This window comes from Geodermatophilus sp. TF02-6 (assembly GCF_003319115.1).
Lineage (GTDB): Bacteria > Actinomycetota > Actinomycetes > Mycobacteriales > Geodermatophilaceae > Geodermatophilus.
This window is the reverse complement of sequence record NZ_QOHF01000011.1, coordinates 109,145-125,693: the sequence shown is the minus strand read 5'-3', so window position 1 is coordinate 125,693 and position 16,549 is coordinate 109,145. Positions and strand designations below refer to the sequence as shown.

The following is a 16,549-nucleotide window of genomic DNA, read 5'->3' as shown; positions in this document are numbered from 1 at the left end:
GGGGCCGGTTCCGCGTCAGCGGGCCGGCCCCTGGGCGCTTCCCAGGCCGGTTTGATCACCATCGGGTCACCCTCGACTGTCCAGGACGTCGCCGAGGACGTCCATCGCCTCGCGGGCAACGTCGGGGGCGACGTGTCCGTAGACGTCGCCGGTGATGGCGATCGACGAGTGACCGAGGATCTCGGAGACGACCTTCAGCGGGACGCCACGGGTGAGCAGGACGCTGGCCGCGGAGTGCCGGAGGGTGTGCAGCCCGGCCTCGGGCAGACCCGCCCGAACGGCGGCGACCTTCAGCGCACGAAAGGCGTTGCGGGAGTCGTAGGGCTCGCCGAGCTCGGTGGTGAAGACGAATCCGGTCTCCGCCATGCGGCGCCAGCGCGCGCTCGCTCCTCGGCCTGGGTGGCCCGGACGTCGCGCAGCAGGCGATCGGCTGGCTGGGAGAGCGGCACGAAGCGCCTCGACTTCGCGGTCTTCGGTTCGGTGACGACCAGGTGGCCGCCGATCCGCGACAGCGTTCCGCGGACGCGCAGGGTCCCCTTGTCGAGGTCGATGTCAGGCCATCGCAGAGCCAGGGCCTCGCCGCGGCGCAGTCCGGTGAGGGCCAGGAGGGCGAAGAGGGGGGCGTACCGCGTCTCGCTGGCCGCGCTGAGCAGGTCGGCGAGCTGCGCGGGTGTCAGGTGCGGGGCCTCCTTGGCCGTGACCCGGGGTCGTCGGACGACCGCGGCGGGGTTGGCCGCCAGTGCGCCGTCGCGAACGGCCGTGTCGAGCACCGCTCGCAGGATCGTGTAGGCCGACCGGATGGTCGACCCAGCGAGCCCCTTGCGGCGGAGCTCGACGACCCAGCCCTCGATGTGCGAGGGCCGGATCCTGTCCAGGGTCAGCTGCCCGATCGAGCTGCCGAGGATGTGGGTCCGTGCGACGCCGGCGTACATGACCTTCGTGTTCTGCTTGCGCTCCGACGCCTGCAGCGACGTGTCGATCCAGTGCAGCGTTAAGGCGGCGACGGTCTCCCTGCGGTCGCGGGCCGGCTGACCGCCTTCCACCCTGCGCCGGATCGCGGACGCCTTCTCGCGGGCGTCCTGGGCGGTCTCGCCGTAGACGGTGTGGCGGCTGCTCCGCCCGAACTCGTCAGTCACGCGGAGGTTGATCTGCCAGCGACCGTCCGGTCGGCGACGCGGAGCAGACCCCTCGCTGATGCCGCGCCTCTTCGCCGAGGACCGCGCCTGCGGCGTTCGAGGACTCACTGCCGCTCCTTCTTCGCCGCGTCCGAGACGCCGAGTGTTCCGGCCAGGACGGAACACGGTGATGCCTTATCCACAGGTCACGGAGCTGTCGGCGGGTTGTGAACGAGCTCGAAGAGGTCGCCCTGGTCCGTGGTAGTGCGTGGCCGCCGACGTCGACCTCGGGCGGGGAAGGAGGGCGCTGGGTTCCTGGAGCCGGTGGACGAAGCGTTCGAGCTCTGCGCGGGCGAGCCGGCAGCTGCGCCCGATGTGGACAGGGCGTAGCTCGCCCGCCTTCATGAGTGCGTAGACGGTGGTGCGGCCGACGCGGAGGAGCCTCGCCGCCTCTTCCGGCGTCAGCAGGAGCGGATCACCGGCCGGTGCGTCGCCCAGTTGCTGCGGATCGGACATCGCTGCCTCCTCCGGGACGCGCGTGTCCGCGGCCGTTCGGCGCGGGACGTCCCGGTTGAGTAGGCGCCACATCCGGGCGATCGATGACAGCCAGCCGGGGGTGACATCGGAACGGTCAGCGATTCTGGCGCTGGTCGTGAGGTGCTCCGGGTGTCACCCCTGGTCTGCGGCTACGTCACCCCCGAGGGCGAGCCCGACGCTGCACAGCGCGCACGACCTCATCCAGTGCGGCGGCGATGGCCACCAGGTGCCGGTCGTAGACCACGCCTTGATCGAGCTGCACAATGAGCTCCCGGAGCAGGGGGACCCAGCCGTACTGGTGGAGCAGGGGAGCGGTGGGTGACCGCTGGGCAAGAACGATCACGGCCCGTTCGACGATCCGCACCGCGCTGCGCCCGGACGCCGCGGCGCGGGTCTGCTCCCACGCTCTCTTGCGGCAGGTCGACGAGCACCACTTCGGGATCGGCCCGCTGGCTCGCGGCGTGATCGGGCCGTCGCACCAACCGCAGGTCGTCGCCGCCGCTCGTCGAGCGGAACCGCTGAGGGTGACTTCCCGATGCTGAGCACCCGACGTCACCGCCGGCTCGGCGGCTGACCGTTCCTGCTGCCGCCGACGCCGTCGCTCGCGTTCGCGCTGGCGCGCCCGGTACTCGCTGCTCCCCTTGCTGCGCATGCCCCCAGCGTCCGGAAAGACGTTCACCGACTCGTCACCACGAATCCGCCGGTCCTGGATGCACAAGGTGTGTCGGCTACTGATCTTGGCAGCGTTCCCATGGGCGAGTCTCGGACGTCGCGGCTCACGAAGGTTGTCGGTATGTGCGATGTCACCCTGCAGTTGCGCACTCGTACGCAGTTCCCAGCCCGGTGGAGGCGACGTGCCCTGGTTGTGTGCTCGGATACCACGCCGTCTTCAAGCCGCCGTCTGACCTGGTCATTTGCAAGGGTTGTCTTCGGCAGCAGGGAACGGCGCCCGCCAAGCCGACCCAGCGGAGCTGATCCAGGTCACTAGACCACCGCTGAGCTGCGGAGCCCGAGCGGACCGGAGACCCCGAAGGCCAGGACCAGCACCAGTGCGAGGTAGCGCTCGGTTCCCCTGTCTTGCCCAGAAGCAGTCGACCTAGCGACCCCTGGGAGCCGAGAGCTCGAGCTGGTGGCCCATGCGTTCGCGCTTGGTGCGGAGGTAGCGCACGTTGTGCGGCGTCGCGACGGCGGGCAACGCGACCCGGCCGACGATCGTCAGGCTGTAGCCCTCCAGGCCGCCGAACTTGGCAGGGTTGTTGGTGATCAGCCGTAGCCGGTTGATGCCCAGGTCGCCGAGGATCTGCGCGCCGATGCCGTAGCCGCGGGAGTCAGCGGGCAGGCCCTGGGCGGTGTTGGCCTCGACGGTGTCGAGGCCCTCCTCCTGTAGCGCGTAGGCGCGGATCTTGTGGACCAGCCCGATTCCGCGTCCCTCGTGACCGCGCAGGTACACCAGGGCGCCGCAGCCTTCGGCGGCGATGGTGCGGAGAGCCTGTTCCAGCTGGCTGCCGCAGTCACACCGCAGCGAGCCGAGGATGTCGCCGGTGAGGCACTCGCTGTGCACCCGCACGAGGACGCCGTGCCTGGATCGCCCGGCAGCAGCCACGTCCCCCATGACCAGAGCGAGGTGTTCGCCGCCGTCGAGGGTGGAGCGATAGGCCACCGCGCGGAAGTCTCCGAACGCGGTGGGCATGGACGAGGTGGCCACCTGTGTGACGAGGCGTTCGGTAGCTCGTCGGTAGCGGACGAGATCGGCGACTGACAGCACCGGCAGGTTGTGCTCCCGGGCGAATGCAGCGACTCCGGCGCTGCCCGGCATGCTGCCGTCGTCGGATGTGATCTCGGTGATCACCCCGATGCCGGACAGCCCGGCCAGCGTGGTCAGGTCCACCGCGGCCTCGGTGTGCCCGGCGCGGACCAGAACGCCTCCCTCCCGCGCGCGCAGCGGGAAGACGTGCCCGGGCCGACGGAGGTCGACCGGCCGGGTGGCGGGGTCGGCCAGCGCCCGGACGGTGGTGACCCGGTCGGCCGCGGAGACGCCGGTGCCCACGCCGACGTGGTCGACGCTGACCGTGAAGGCGGTTCCGTGCGCGTCGGTGTTCTCGATGACCATCGGCGGTAGACGCAGTTCGTCGGCGCGTGCCGCGGGCATCGGCGTGCAGACGATGCCGGTCCCGTGCCGGACCATGAAGGCCATCTGCTCTCGGATGACGAACTCGGCGGCGACGACGAGGTCGCCCTCGTTCTCCCGGTCCGCGTCGTCGACCACGACCACCATGCGGCCCGCGGCGAGCGCGGCGACGGCGCCCTGCACCGCCTCGGCGGGTGAGCGGAGGGTCACGAGTCCTCCTCGAGCGCCGGCATCAGTAACTCCCGCCGGTCCGGGTGATGGCGATGCGCATCCGCTCCTTGCCGGCCTCCGTGTGCTCGAGCACCAGCGCCCGGGCGCCCTCGATGTCCCCCTCTTGCAGCAGCTCGACGACGGCGACGTGGTCGGCCGAGAACCGGTCGAGGGTCTCTTCCACGCCGTGCAGCGCCTTGGACATCACGGTCGGGAGGGCCAGGCGGCGGTAGGCCACCAGGAGGGCGGAGTTGCCGGCCAGGTCCACGAGGGTCTCGTGGAACGCTGCGTTCGCGGTCACGTACCCCTCGACGTCGATGAACCGGCCGCCGCGGATCCAGGGGAGCGTGCCCTCCGCGGCAGCGCGCAACCTCGTCAGCTGCTCGGCGGTGAGCGTCCGGCCCACCTGGTCGATCACCCCGCACTCGATGGAGGCCCGAGCGTCGTAGGCCTCCCAGGCGGACGCCACCGTGATCGGCGTCACGGTGTAGCCGCGGTCGGGATGCGGGGTCAGCAGGCCGTCCGAGCGCAGCTGCTCCAGAGCGCGGAAGACCGGGGCGCGTCCGACGTCGAGCTGGTCCGCCATCCCGTCGACGGTGATCGACTCATCGAGTGGCAGGGAGCGGCTGAGCACGCGTTCCCGCAGCTCTCGGTACACCGAATCGTCCAGCGCCTCGGCGAACCGGCCGAAGTTGCCCCGGTAGTAGGCCAGCGGGCTGCCCGGCGTGGCGTGCGCCCTCCGCACCTCGGCGAAGAAGACGCTGTGCGTCGCCACGTCGACGCACTCCCGGACGCTGCATTCCAGTGAGGCCAGGGCATCGGCGAGGACCGGCACGCCGAGCCGATCCTCCGCCAGCGGCACGTCTCGGAACTTGTCCGGGTGGCGGGTGGCGAACTGGGTCGCGAGTTCCCCCTGGTCCTCCGAGAGGATGTTGACCGCGAACACCCCCGAGGAGCGAACGGCCTCATTGGTGGGCAGCCGGCGGTTGAGGCACACGAGCAGCATCGGCGGGTCCATGGAGAGAGAGGACACCGCGCTGGCGGTCACGCCGAACTGCTCGCCGCCGTGGCGCGTGGTGATCACGGTGACCCCGCTGGTGAAGTGCCCGACGACGTCGCGGAAGACGGCCTGGTCGACGCAGGGCGCGGTGGTGGTGTTCAAGCCGGTCATGTCACTCCTCGCAGGACGTGATCGGGCGCGCGGGCGGCCGGCGGCGAGCAGCCGATGCGGCGTTGCCTGGATGCGAGGAGCGTGCTGCCGCCGTGTTAACGGAACCGAAATCGTCGTATGTTGACGCCGTGTCCGGTTCGGTGGGCCATGCCGCAGCCTGACGAGCGGCCGCCGGGAACGGTCATCCGCAGCAAACTCACCGTGCCGCCGCTGGCCGACCGGCTGGTGCCCCGGTCCCGCGTCGCGGATCTGCTGGCGGACCTCGTCGAGGGGCACTGCCTGGTGTGGGTCACCGCGACGGCCGGTGCCGGGAAGACGACGGCCGTCGTCCAGACGGTGCAGCTGTTGGCGCGGCCCGTGGCCTGGTTGACCGTGGACCGCACGGACACCGCTCCCGGCCGCCTGCTCATCTATCTCGAGGAGGCGATTGCCGAGCACGTGCCCGAGGCCCGCGGGATCGTCGGCGCCGCGCTGGCCGCGCGCATCCCGCACGCCGAGGCCGCCGGCCTGCTCGTCGAGGCGATCGGGCCCACTCCGCTCCTCGTCGTCCTCGACGGTCTCGAGCAGATCGCCGGCGACGACGGCGCCGATGCCCGCGCCGTCGTCGGCAGCCTGGTCCGGTACGCGCCGTCGACTGCGCGCGTCGTCCTGCTCAGCCGGGTCGACGTGCCGTTGGATCTCGGGACCGCCGGCGGCCCGGACCGAGTCGCGGCCGTGGGGGAGGCCACATTGGCGTTCACGCCGCTGGAGGCGGAACAGGCACTCGCCGGTGCGGGACGGACCGGGATCGATCCGGCGCGGGCCGTCGAGGTCACCGGGGGATGGGTGACCGGGGTCCTGTTCGAGGCCTGGCGTTCCCGGGAGCACGTCGCGGGCGCCGGCGGGGAGGCCGATCCGCTGCACGGGTACCTGGCCTCGCAGATCCTGGGCCGGCTTCCGCCGGAGAACCAGGACTTCCTCGTCGCGACCTCCCTGCTCGACGAGGTGACCGCGGCCCGCGCGGCGGCGCTGGGTCAGCACCGGCCCGGCGAGCGGCTGGTCGAGCTGCGCACCCAGCACCTGCCCGTGAGCTGGTCGGCGGCGTCCGAGCGCATGCGCTGCCACCCGCGCTTCCGGGAGTATCTGCTGACCCGGCTGCAGCGGCGGGACGACGCGCAGGTGTGGGCGCTTCGTCGGCGGCACGGGGAGCTCCTCCGGGCCGAGGGGCATCTCGAGGAGGCCGTCGAGGAGTTCCTGTCCGCCGACGAGACGGAGATGGCCACGGCCGCGGCGGAGGACGCCATCGGCACGGTGATCGACCGATTGGACTTCGCGGTGGCGGAACGCTGGCTGGGCGCGCTGGCGCAGCCCGACCGGCCGGGACGCCGGCGGTTGGCCGGCGCCGAGCTGATGCTGGCCATCGCCCGCGAGGACTACCGCCGCGGCGGGCTGATCGCCGACCGGCTGCACGAGCGCGGAGCCCGCGACGAGCTGGCCCGGGACTCGGCCACCGCTGCCGCGGCGATGACCTGGTGCTACTGGCACCTCGGTCGCGTGGAGGACGCTCAGGCGGTCATGGGTCTCGCCGAGCAGTGCCCGGAGATCGACGCCGTGAGCTACCTGATGTCCCTCGTCGGGGGCAGCCCAGGGCGGAGGACGCCGTCGGTGCAGGAGTTCAGCGGCGGGCCGATGGACGCCCTGGTCATGCGGGTGCACTACGCGCACGGACAGCTGCAGGAGGTGGTCCCTCACCCGGCCTCGCCCTGGGCGGCCGCCATCTCGGCGCCCTGGCGGGTGGGCGCGCTGCGCGCGACCGGCCGGCTCACGGAGGCGCTGGAGCTCTACCGTGCGGCCGATGCGGGCGGCTGGTCCCCGGCGTGGATGCACGGGATGGTCGGCGCCGAGCTGATGATCGACCTGCGCCGGACCGACGAGGCCCGAGCCGTGCTGGCGCGGGGCCGGGGTCTCATCCTGGCCAGCGGATCCGTCGTCTTCGGCTGGTTGAACAGCTTGATCGAGGCCAAGCTCGAGCTGCGGCTCGCCGGGGACCCGGCAGCCGCCCTGGCGATCCTCGACGAGGTGGCCGCGGGCGGAGGCGGTCGGTACGCCTTCATCCGCGAGGCGATCGACACCTGGCGCGCGATGGCCCTCCTGCTGCAGCGGCGGCCCCCGCAGGAGGCCGTCGGCCTGCTGCGCCGGGCCGTCCGCAGCATGGACGCGGCCGACCGCATCCTCGACCTCCCCACCGCAGCCGTGTACCTGGCCGAGGCCCTCTGGCGCGCCGAGGACCCCGACGGTGCGGACGAGGCGGCGGACCGCGCATTGGCCGCCGCTGTCCGCCAGGGCTCCAACCACCAACTCCTGCTCGCCGCCGCCGACTTCCCCGGGGTGGTGTCCCGGCGGCTCGACGCCGAGGTGGCGTCGGACTCCGCGTGGCACGACATCGGGCGTGCGCTGCGCAGCCAGCCGGTCCGGGTAGATCTCGAGGCCCGCACCGTCCTCCGGCTGAGCGAGTTCGGGCACGCCGCCCTGGCCGTCGACGGCCGGGAGGTCAAGCCGCGCATCGCCAAGAGCCTGACGCTCCTGGCCTTCCTCGCTGCGACGTCCGGGCACCGGGCGACCCGGGAGCAGCTGCTCGAGGCGTTGTTCGACGGCCGCGACGACCCCTCGACGCGGGCCTACCTGCGGCAGGCGGTGCACCGCCTCCGGGAGCTGCTGCCCGAGGGAGTCGGTCCCGCCTTCACCGACGGCGTGCTGGGGTTCACCGCGCCGGTGCGGGTCGACGCCGACAGCGGCCGGATGGAGGCGCTGCTCGCCGAGGCGGCCCGGCTGCAGGGGGAGGCGCGCCTCAGCGTCCTGCTGAGGGCACTCGAATGCGCGGCTGCCGGCCCCTATCTGCCGGGTGTGGAGTCCGCGTGGGCGCAGGAACGCCGGCAGGCCCTGAACGCGGAGATCGGCGAGGCCCGACTGGCAGCGGCCCAGCTGGCCTTCGCCGCGGAGGGCTTCGGCCAGGCCGAGGAGCTCGTGGAGCGGGTGCTTGCCGACGACCCGTACAAGGAGAGCGCCTGGCGACTCGCGATGCGCATCGCGAGCGCCCTGGGGGACGAGGACCGGGTGATCGCCACCTTCCATCGGTGTCGCGAGTCCTTGCAGGAGCTCGACCTGGTGCCATCCGACGCCACGAGCAGCCTGCTCGTCCAGCTGCGCCGCTGACCGGCGAGCGGTCGTTTCTCGGGCGTTAACGCCCCGACCGCACCGTTCTCGCATGGCAACCGACACCGGGATCCTCGTCACGCTGTACGAGGCCTACAACCGGCACGACGCCGAGGCGGCCGCGGCGCTCTACGCGGCGGACGGCACGCACGAGGACGTCGCGTTCGGGCGTCCCGCTCGGGGCCGCGAGGCCATCGCCGAGGGGCTGCGACGCCTGTTCACCGCGTTCCCGGATGCGTCGTGGACGCCGGCGGCACAGCTCGAGGCTGACGGCCAGGCCTTCAGCCGATACGTGCTCACCGGCACCCTGCAGCGCGACATGGGACCGATCCGTGCCACCGGGCAGCGCCTGGAGCTGCCCGGTGTCCACGTGCTCGAGACCGACTCGCGGCTGATCACACGTTCCCAGGACTTCTGGGACAGCGGCACCTTCCAGCGCCAGGTGCACGGCGCACCCTCACCACAAGGAGAGACAGCAGCATGAGGACCGGCAAGGAGTACCTCGAGTCCCTGCGGGACGGCCGACGCGTGTACGTCGGCGGCGAACTCATCGACGACGTCACCACCCATCCCAAGACCCGCGGCTACGCGCAGGCCATCGCGGACTACTACGACCTGCACCTGGATCCCGAGAACCAGGACGTCGCCACGTTCATCGACGAGGACGGCAACCGCCAGTCCATGCACTGGTTCCTGCCGCGCTCCAAGGAGGATGCGGTCCGCCGGCGGAAGTACGTCGAGTTCCTGGTGCGGCACTTCAAGGGCGGCATCTTCACCCGGCCGCCGGCCGGCATGAACGTCGTCATGTACATGCAGATCGACGACCCGGCGCCGTGGGCGGAGAACTCGCGGTTCCAGGGCCAGCACCGCGACCTGTCGGGCAACATCGAGCGGCAGTGGGCCGAGGTCACCTCCAAGGACCTCGCGATCTCGCCCATGTTCCTCGATGTCCAGTACGACCGCGGTCGCGACGATGCCATGGCCGAGACCCCGATGCTGAAGATCGTCGAAGAGACCGACGAGGGCATCCTGGTTCGCGGCTGGAAGGCGATCGGCACCTCGATCCCGTTCGTCAACCACCTGCTCATCGGCAACCTGTGGCGCCCCGGGCAGACGCCGGAGCAGACCGTCTACGCGCTCGTGCCGGTGGCGACCCCAGGCGTCAGCGTCGTGGCCCGGGAGTCCCGGGCGACGCCGGACGCCGACCCGTACGACCGACCGCTGGCGACGATCGGTGACGAGCTCGACGGGATGGTCTACTTCGACGACGTCCTGATCCCCTGGGATCAGGTCCAGCACGTCGGCAACCCGGACCACGCGAAGTGGTACCCGCAGCGGCAGTTCGACTGGGTGCACCTGGAGACCCAGATCCGGCAGACCGTGCACGCCGAGCTCATGGTCGGCTTGGCTCTGCTGATCACCCATGCGCTGGGCACGAACACCAACCCGGTGGTGCAGGGCCAGCTCGCGCAGCTGATCCGCTTCCGGGAGACCTGCCGGGCCTTCATGATCGCCGCGGAGGACACCGGCTTCCACACCACCGGTGGCCTGTTCAAACCGAACAACATCTTCATCGATTTCGGCCGCGCCCACTACCTCGAGCACCAGCACGAGATGGTGAACCAACTGATCGACTTCTGCGGTCGCGGCGTGGTCATCCAGCCCACCAAGCGAGAGCTGGACGACCCCTACATCGGTCCCAAGCTCGAGCAGGCGCTGCGCGGCTCGGAGATCACCGCCCGGGACCGGATCAAGATCTTCCGGCAGATCAGCGAGCGATTCCTCACCGAGTGGGGTGCCCGGCACGAGATGTTCGAGAAGTTCAACGGGACGCCTTTGTACCTGATCAACCTGCTCACCATGCAGCGCACCGAGTACCAGGTCGACGGCCCGCTGACGGAGCTCGCCCGGGAGGTCCTCGACTTCGGCGACACCGCCGAACTCGGGCGCCGCGCGGAAGAGGCGCAGAAGGCGTCGCACTACGCCAACGTGCGCTACCAGCCGGAGTACGCCCGCGGCCAGGACCTCAAGGAGGGGTACTACTCCTCGCCGGGTGAGCGGCTGGAGGAGCAGCTGCGGGACGAGGTCCGGGCTCTGGCCACGGACGGCTGAACCCCTGGTGTGGCTCGGGCGGGCGACCGCGCCCGCCCGAGCCAAGCCCCTACCGGCCGCGATCGGCCGGGCACGACAATCGAGGAGGACGGGTGGGCGCACGGGAATGGTTCAGCGAGGAACGATCCGCTGACGTCGTCGCGGCCAGCTTTGCCGAGACACCGGACCCCCGACTCAGGCGAGTCATGACGTCACTGGTGCGGCACCTGCACGCGTTCGTCAAGGATGTGGAGCTCACGGAGGAGGAGTGGGCCCGCGCCATCGGCTTCCTCACCGCCACCGGGCGGATGTGCGACGACGTGCGGCAGGAGTTCGTGCTGCTCTCCGACGTCCTCGGCATCTCGATGCTGGTGGAGACGATCAACCACCGCAGCGGGGGCACGTCTACCGAGTCGACCGTGCTGGGCCCGTTCCACATGGTCGACTCACCGCCGCGGGAGCTGGGCGCGGACATCGCGCTGGACGGCAAGGGGAAAGCGTGCCTGGTCACCGGGCGGGTGAGCGGGCCGGGCGGCGAAGCGCTGGCCGGCGCGACGGTGGACGTGTGGCAGGCAACGCGGACGGGTTCTACGACGTCCAGCAGCCCGACGTGCAGCCCGAGCGCAATCTGCGCGGCCTGTTCACCGCCGACGAGGACGGCCGGTTCTGGTTCCGCTCGATCGTCCCGCGGTACTACCCGATCCCCGACGACGGCCCGGTCGGGGCCTTGCTGGCCGCAACTGCCCGGCACCCGTACCGCCCCGCGCACATGCACTTCATCGTGGCCGCGAAGGGCTACCGGCCGGTGACGACGCACCTGTTCGTCGCCGGCGACCCGTACATCGAGTCCGACGCCGTGTTCGGCGTGAAGGACACCCTGGTGCGGGAGTTCCCGCTGGTCGACGATCCGGCGCGGGCGGCCGAGGTGGGCCTGCCGAACCCGTTCCAGGCCGTCCACTTCGACGTGACCCTGAACTCCGACGGGTCCTGACCGTGGGCCACCGCTTCACCTACGAGGCGCTGCCGATGCGGGTGCGCTTCGGCGCCGGCGTGCTGGCCGAGCTGCCCGAGGAGATCGCCGCGCTCGGTCTGGCTCGGGTGCTCGTGCTCTGCTCGCCGGAGCAGCAGGACACCGGTCAGCTCGTCGCCGACGCGCTCGGAAGGGGGGCCGCCGGCGTTCTGGCCGAGGCGCGGATGCACGTCCCGGTGGAGGTGGCCCGGCGCGCCCGGGATCTCGCCGTGGAACTCGCCGCCGACGGCTGCGTCGCCGTCGGCGGCGGGTCGGCGATCGGGCTGGGCAAGGCGATCGCGCTGCAACACCGGCTGCCCGTCGTCGCCGTCCCCACCACCTACGCCGGGTCGGAGATGACCCCGATCTGGGGGCTGACCGAGGACGGGCAGAAACGCACCGGGCGGGACCCACGGGTGCTGCCACGCAGCGTCATCTACGACCCCGAGCTCACCCTCACCCTCCCCGGGGGACTGTCGGCCACGAGCGGCATGAACGCGATCGCGCACGCCGTCGAGGGGCTGTACGCCCCCGACGCCAGCCCGATGGTCTCCTTGATGGTCGAAGAAGGCGCGCGTGCCCTGGTCGCCGCCCTGCCCTCGGTGGTCGCCGACGGCGCCGACCTCGACGCCCGCGCCGAGGCCCAGTACGGCGCGTGGCTGTGCGGCGCGGTGCTGGGGGCGACCACGATGTCGCTGCACCACAAGCTGTGCCACACCCTCGGCGGGACGCTCGACCTGCCGCACGCCCAGACGCACACCGCTGTCCTGCCGCACGCTGTCGCCTACAACCAGCCGGCGGCACCGCAGGCGGTCGCCGCGTTGTCGCGGGCGCTCGGCGGCCATCCCGACCCCGCGCAGGCGCTGTGGGAGCTGGCCGGAGAGCTGGGCGCCGCCCGGTCCCTGCGTGAACTGGGCATGGCCGAGCAGGACATTCCGCGCATCGTCGAGCTCGCTCTCACCAGTCCCTACGCCAACCCACGACCGCTGACCCGTAGCGGCATCGAGGCCTTGCTGCGCACGGCCTGGGCCGGCGCGCCGCCGGCTTCCGGCTGACAGGCCGAAAGGGACGGTCGGGCAGCCCCCACGGGAGCGGTGTTCCTCAAGGCTGAGTTCGGCTCGTGATGAGAGCGAAGAGCCAGGTCCACGGACCCTGCCGTCCTACGGCGGATCGTGGGTCCGGAGGGCGCGACGGCTCACCCGCTCGTGTCGGTAGACGCGGGTTCACGGTGGCCTGCTGCTCGGTGAGCTGGTCAGCCCAGCTGCGGGAGCGAGCGCGGAGCTGGTCGAGCGCGGACCCGGTGACGCCGAGGCTGGCGTAGGTGGTTGGTGCTCGGCCGGCGGCGGTGGTGAGCGCGGCGGGCATCCGGGCCGGGTCGAAGCCGGCGTCCTTGGCGGCTGCCAGGCGCAGCAGCAGGTCACGCCCGAAGCGGGTGGCGAGCGCGTCGACGTCGATGAGGTCGCGGGCCTCGGCACGCCCCCACAGGGCGAGGGTCTTGTCGGCGATGACGTCCTGGAGGGCCAGGACCGGGCCGATGTCGAGGCGGACGGCATCAGCCAGGCGGGCATCCTGCACCAGGTCCACGGTCGTGCTCATCCCCTCGGGGCTGACCAGCTGGAGGCGGGCGAAGGTGTCGGACTGCTGCACGACGGTGACCGACGAGCCGGTTGCGGTCATCGCCTCGGCCAGCGCGCGGGTCAGCTCTGGCGCGCTGCGGCCGTGCGTGGTGAACAGGTCGATGTCCTGGGTGGGCCGCTCGATCAGCTGGTGGGCGAGCATGGCACCGCCGCCGGCGAGGGCGAAGTCGTCAGCCTCGGGCAGGACGAGCGCGGTGCGCACGATCTGTTGCTGGTAGGGGTCCAGCGCCACCGGGTCAGTCGGCGGTAGCCGCAGCCGGCTGCTGCTCGAACAGGCGGGCCCAGGCGCGGCGGACGTGCGGGGACAGCCACAGCGTCGGCCACATCTGCTGCAGCAGGCCGGCGTCGAGCCACGCGGCGAGGTCGGCGGCGGTCGGGGCGTTCTCCATCACCAGCGCGTACATCTCCGCACGGGTGGCCGGGTCGTCCAGGTCGAATGAGGTGTCCGGCCCGGCACCGGAGGAGTGGATGGTCAGCGGCAGCTTCACGACCCCGGTGGTGGGGCCGTGCAGATCCTCCAGCCGAGCGGGAACCGCAACCGGCGTCGACCACCCCGAAGCACGTTGCCGCATGCACAAGATCATACGAGCTGCATGCCTCGACCCGGGTCAGTTCAGGAGAGCGGGGTCCCATCGGGGGCTGTGTCCGGAGAGATCCGGAACGGCCCATGACGGCTTCCTGGGGCCGGTCGCACCGCGGGCCCACTCTCGCCAGCGCCCGACCGCGGGGGTGTCGGGACGTGTCGGGCGTGCCGTGCCCACGGCCGGCGTTGTGCATCCAGCCCGGGGATCGGCCCGTGGCGGCTGCAGGGCGGATGTACGCCCTGCAGCCGAGGCAGAGGCATCACCGCCGGCCTCCGGCTCCGCCCCGCTCGTCCTTCCGGGGCTGACTCCTGATCGCCACGTTCTGGCGCCGTCGACCCGACCGCAGGGCTGACCGATCCGCCGGCGGCCGGGACGGCACACCGGCGCCCTCAGTCGACCAGCGTCGCCTCGAGCGCAGCCGCGTCCTCCTCGCTCAGTGGCACGCCGATGTCGTCCTGGAGTGTGGCGAGCACCGCCCCGGCGTCGAGGTCGCGGACCTCGCTGCTGCCGTCGGAGCGCTCCACGGTCCGGGTGCGACCGCGCAACCGGAGGAACGCGTCGTCGTCCTTGCGGATCGCGACCAGCTGGCCGACGAACGGCGACGACGGGTGCGTCGCGGTGAAGTGGTTGGCCATGACCACGTCGGAGGCGTGCACCGGCTGGTCGACCAGGCTGTACAGCGGCGTGACCGCGTTCCCGGTGCGCTGCTCGACGATCCAGGTGTCCTCCGGGCCGAGGGTCATCCGGTAGGTCCAGCTCCCGTGACGGCGCCAGCCCTCCTCGCCCCACGGCAGTGGCTCGAGCAGGGCGTTGCCGAAGCCGACGTCGGCCAGCCACTCGTCCTCGCCGGCCCGCACGTGCAGGGCCATGTGGGTGCGCGGCCGTGGCCGGACCCGGTCCGCACCGATGCGGGCCAGCAGCCGGTCGACGGTGAAGCCGATCCCCTCGAGGACGGCGGCGAACAGGGTGCCGTGCTCGTAGCAGTAGCCGCCCCGGCGCTGCCGGACGAGCTTGTCCTGCAGGCTGTCGAGGTCGACCGCCACACGGCGGCCCAGCACGACGTCGACGTTCTCGAAGGGGACGGCGGCCACGTGCGCCCGGTGCAGGGCGCGCAGCGTGGGCGCGGTGGGCTCGACCGGCCCCTCGTAGCCGACCCGCTCCAGGTAGCCGGCCAGGTCCAGGGTTCCGGTGGCCCACTCCTCGGGGGTGGCCAGGCAGGTGACGGCTGACATCGGCCTCCTCCGCCGCTGCAGGACGGTGCGCGGTCGCGCCCCGACTCGGACCCTAGGCGACGCCCCGTCGGTTCTAGAGGTGGCGAGCCGGTCGGCCGACGCGAGGAGGGCGTCGGCGCGGCCGGTCGGTCCGGGCGCGCCAGCAGCCGCGTGCAGCGGTTCGGTGGCGACGAGCGAGGTCAGGCCGGCGGGGCTGCTTCGCGGAACGACGTGACCGGCTCGCCGGCGACCAGGCCGGGTGCGACCTCGAGGAACCGCGCGGTGTGGTCGTGGCCCATGTGCTCGTCGAGTGCGGCCCGGTCGGCCCAGATCTCGGCGCTGCGGACACGGTCCGGGTCCTCGACGTCGGTTGCGAACGAGTGGGCGAGGCCGCCGCGAGCGTGCGAGTGGTGGGGGGCAGGCGGGTCCTGCTACTCGATGAGCGCGAGCTGCTGGTTGATCTCGCGCGGGTTGGAGTCGCCGGCGACCTCCTGCAGGAACGGCGTGTAGTCGAAGACGAAGTCGCGGATGGGCTGCAGCGGCGCCGGCGCGTTGGTGGAAGACCTTGCCGAGGATCCAGGCCATCTGCACCTGCTTGGCGGTGTGCGGCCTGCGCGGTCCTCGAAGGACTGCAGCGCCCGGGCGACTGCGGCGGCGTCGGTGAGGTCGACGCCCCGGAAGGCGACGTCGAGGAAGTAGCCGTCCTCGATGGACGTGCCGGCGCCGTAGGCGGCGTACGGGGAGGTGGGGTGGGCGGCGTCGCCGACGAGGGTGGCGCGGCCCTTCGACCACTGCTCCAGGGCCGGGCGGTCGCAGCACCCAGCGCTGGACGTTCGGCGGCTCGGTCGCGGCGATGAGCCCGGGCAGGGGTGGGGGGAACTCGGCGCCCAGCTCGGCGGTCGAGCCGTCGGCGAAGTGCAGGGTGACCACCCGGTCGTCCTGCTCGATGCGCTCGACCTGCTGGTCGAACTGGACGTCGAGACCTGCGAAGGCGCGGCGACCATCGGCCTGGAACTGGTGGACGCCGTGCCGTCGTTCGACGCCGTCCTGGTCGCCCTCGGCGGCGGGGCGCTGGCCACCGGTCTGGGTCACGTGACGAGGGCGTCGGCGCCCGACGTCGAGGTGATCTGCGTCCAGCCGCTGGGCGCCCCGGCGATGAGGTACTCGTGGCGCGAACGGCGCGTCGTCACCACCGACTCGAACCACCATCGCTGACGGCGTGGCCGGCCGGCGTCCCACCCCGGCTGTCCTGGACGACCTCCTCCTGGTCGCTGACGACGCCGTCCTGGTCCAGGAGGCGTCGATCATCGCCGGTGTGCGGACGCTCCTCGACCGCGCTGGCCTCGTCGTCGAACCGTCGGCCGCGTTCGGCATCGCAGCGATCCTCGACGACCCTGACCGCTTCGCCGGCCGACACGTGGTCACCATCGTGTGCGGCAGCAACGTCGACGTCGACGCCTGTCACCGCTGGATCGGTGCGGCTCCTGCCCACAGGTCGTGAGCTTGCCTCGGCTCTTGCCGAACGCTCAGCGGGCAGCGGGAACCGGCGTGACTCGGTGCACGCTACCGACCGCCACGGACACCGATGACCGCAGCGGGCGGAGCTCGAGGGCGGGTGCGTCCCCTACGTCCATTGTCGCGGGTGGCACGACCCGTCCTGCCGT

Annotated in this window: 15 protein-coding genes and 3 pseudogenes; 7 read left to right on the top strand and 11 right to left on the bottom strand. The window is 71.9% G+C overall.

Annotated features, from left to right (window positions below; genetic code table 11):
* Nucleotides 1-66: 66 nt before the first annotated feature.
* The 6 genes from DQ238_RS24110 to DQ238_RS11990 form a co-directional block, all read right to left on the bottom strand.
* On the bottom strand, nucleotides 67-366 hold the full coding sequence (locus DQ238_RS24110; RefSeq protein ID WP_113781507.1) for a tyrosine-type recombinase/integrase: 300 nt from the start codon (nucleotides 364-366) through the stop codon (nucleotides 67-69).
* Nucleotides 291-1,301: a tyrosine-type recombinase/integrase gene (locus DQ238_RS24105; protein ID WP_147263061.1), complete on the bottom strand. Its 1,011-nt coding sequence runs from the start codon at nucleotides 1,299-1,301 to the stop codon at nucleotides 291-293. Before DQ238_RS24105 ends, DQ238_RS24110 begins: the two co-directional genes overlap by 76 nt.
* A gap of 9 nt (nucleotides 1,302-1,310) precedes the next feature.
* The gene (locus DQ238_RS24245; protein ID WP_113781505.1) at nucleotides 1,311-1,631 is read right to left on the bottom strand and encodes a helix-turn-helix domain-containing protein; all 321 of its coding nucleotides are present in this window, start codon (nucleotides 1,629-1,631) and stop codon (nucleotides 1,311-1,313) included.
* A gap of 175 nt (nucleotides 1,632-1,806) precedes the next feature.
* On the bottom strand, nucleotides 1,807-2,304 hold the full coding sequence (locus tag DQ238_RS22550; RefSeq protein WP_147263060.1) for a hypothetical protein: 498 nt from the start codon (nucleotides 2,302-2,304) through the stop codon (nucleotides 1,807-1,809).
* 444 nt (nucleotides 2,305-2,748) lie between these two features.
* Entirely contained in the window at nucleotides 2,749-3,990 is a 1,242-nt protein-coding gene (locus tag DQ238_RS11995; RefSeq protein WP_113781503.1) for a bifunctional 3,4-dihydroxy-2-butanone-4-phosphate synthase/GTP cyclohydrolase II, read from the bottom strand.
* 22 nt (nucleotides 3,991-4,012) lie between these two features.
* Nucleotides 4,013-5,161, bottom strand: coding sequence for a flavin reductase (locus tag DQ238_RS11990; protein WP_113781502.1), 1,149 nt, complete (start codon nucleotides 5,159-5,161; stop codon nucleotides 4,013-4,015).
* 147 nt (nucleotides 5,162-5,308) lie between these two features.
* Between DQ238_RS11990 and DQ238_RS11985 the strand changes: the two genes are divergently transcribed.
* From DQ238_RS11985 to DQ238_RS11965, 6 genes and pseudogenes are all read left to right on the top strand, one after another.
* Complete coding sequence (locus DQ238_RS11985; protein ID WP_113781501.1) at nucleotides 5,309-8,353, top strand: BTAD domain-containing putative transcriptional regulator; 3,045 nt, start codon at nucleotides 5,309-5,311, stop codon at nucleotides 8,351-8,353.
* Nucleotides 8,354-8,405: 52 nt separating this feature from the next.
* Nucleotides 8,406-8,837 carry a nuclear transport factor 2 family protein gene (locus tag DQ238_RS11980; protein ID WP_113781500.1) on the top strand — a complete coding sequence of 144 codons (432 nt, stop codon included), beginning with the start codon at nucleotides 8,406-8,408 and terminating at the stop codon, nucleotides 8,835-8,837.
* Complete coding sequence (locus tag DQ238_RS11975; protein WP_113781499.1) at nucleotides 8,834-10,465, top strand: 4-hydroxyphenylacetate 3-hydroxylase family protein; 1,632 nt, start codon at nucleotides 8,834-8,836, stop codon at nucleotides 10,463-10,465. The genes DQ238_RS11980 and DQ238_RS11975 overlap by 4 nt, the downstream gene beginning before the upstream one ends.
* Nucleotides 10,466-10,650: 185 nt before the next feature.
* A pseudogene (locus tag DQ238_RS24425) lies at nucleotides 10,651-10,779 on the top strand (dioxygenase); the annotation flags it as partial.
* Between the two features lie 230 nt (nucleotides 10,780-11,009).
* The gene (locus DQ238_RS23755) at nucleotides 11,010-11,435 is read left to right on the top strand and encodes a hypothetical protein (protein ID WP_233495902.1); all 426 of its coding nucleotides are present in this window, start codon (nucleotides 11,010-11,012) and stop codon (nucleotides 11,433-11,435) included.
* A gap of 2 nt (nucleotides 11,436-11,437) precedes the next feature.
* Nucleotides 11,438-12,508: a maleylacetate reductase gene (locus DQ238_RS11965; protein ID WP_113781498.1), complete on the top strand. Its 1,071-nt coding sequence runs from the start codon at nucleotides 11,438-11,440 to the stop codon at nucleotides 12,506-12,508.
* A 46-nt stretch (nucleotides 12,509-12,554) separates the two neighbouring features.
* On the opposite strand, the gene DQ238_RS11960 is transcribed toward DQ238_RS11965, so the two are convergent.
* The 5 genes and pseudogenes from DQ238_RS11960 to DQ238_RS24420 form a co-directional block, all read right to left on the bottom strand.
* Complete coding sequence (locus DQ238_RS11960; protein ID WP_113781497.1) at nucleotides 12,555-13,322, bottom strand: nucleotidyl transferase AbiEii/AbiGii toxin family protein; 768 nt, start codon at nucleotides 13,320-13,322, stop codon at nucleotides 12,555-12,557.
* Between the two features lie 4 nt (nucleotides 13,323-13,326).
* The gene (locus DQ238_RS11955; RefSeq protein ID WP_113781496.1) at nucleotides 13,327-13,578 is read right to left on the bottom strand and encodes a hypothetical protein; all 252 of its coding nucleotides are present in this window, start codon (nucleotides 13,576-13,578) and stop codon (nucleotides 13,327-13,329) included.
* A gap of 485 nt (nucleotides 13,579-14,063) precedes the next feature.
* Entirely contained in the window at nucleotides 14,064-14,906 is an 843-nt protein-coding gene (locus DQ238_RS11950; RefSeq protein WP_113781495.1) for an arylamine N-acetyltransferase, read from the bottom strand.
* A 179-nt stretch (nucleotides 14,907-15,085) separates the two neighbouring features.
* Nucleotides 15,086-15,277, bottom strand: a pseudogene (locus DQ238_RS24100) (putative quinol monooxygenase); the annotation flags it as partial.
* Between the two features lie 39 nt (nucleotides 15,278-15,316).
* Nucleotides 15,317-15,889 (bottom strand): FAD-dependent monooxygenase, encoded by a 573-nt coding sequence (locus DQ238_RS24420; protein ID WP_370447517.1) that lies wholly within the window; start codon nucleotides 15,887-15,889, stop codon nucleotides 15,317-15,319.
* Between DQ238_RS24420 and DQ238_RS24415 the strand changes: the two are divergent.
* A pseudogene (locus DQ238_RS24415) lies at nucleotides 15,801-16,386 on the top strand (pyridoxal-phosphate dependent enzyme). The gene DQ238_RS24420 and the pseudogene DQ238_RS24415 overlap by 89 nt on opposite strands.
* The last annotated feature ends 163 nt before the right edge of the window (nucleotides 16,387-16,549 follow it).

Bases quoted from the DNA above. Each gene is read 5' to 3' on its own strand.
- DQ238_RS11985 (WP_113781501.1), top strand. From the start codon at position 5,309: ATGCCGCAGCCTGACGAGCGGCCGCCGGGAACGGTCATCCGCAGCAAA.
- DQ238_RS11975 (WP_113781499.1), top strand. From the start codon at position 8,834: ATGAGGACCGGCAAGGAGTACCTCGAGTCCCTGCGGGACGGCCGACGC.
- DQ238_RS24245 (WP_113781505.1), bottom strand. From the start codon at position 1,631: ATGTCCGATCCGCAGCAACTGGGCGACGCACCGGCCGGTGATCCGCTC.
- DQ238_RS22550 (WP_147263060.1), bottom strand. From the start codon at position 2,304: ATGCGCAGCAAGGGGAGCAGCGAGTACCGGGCGCGCCAGCGCGAACGC.
- DQ238_RS24420 (WP_370447517.1), bottom strand. From the start codon at position 15,889: ATGGTCGCCGCGCCTTCGCAGGTCTCGACGTCCAGTTCGACCAGCAGG.
- DQ238_RS11950 (WP_113781495.1), bottom strand. From the start codon at position 14,906: ATGTCAGCCGTCACCTGCCTGGCCACCCCCGAGGAGTGGGCCACCGGA.
- DQ238_RS11990 (WP_113781502.1), bottom strand. From the start codon at position 5,161: ATGACCGGCTTGAACACCACCACCGCGCCCTGCGTCGACCAGGCCGTC.
- DQ238_RS24110 (WP_113781507.1), bottom strand. From the start codon at position 366: ATGGCGGAGACCGGATTCGTCTTCACCACCGAGCTCGGCGAGCCCTAC.
- DQ238_RS11980 (WP_113781500.1), top strand. From the start codon at position 8,406: ATGGCAACCGACACCGGGATCCTCGTCACGCTGTACGAGGCCTACAAC.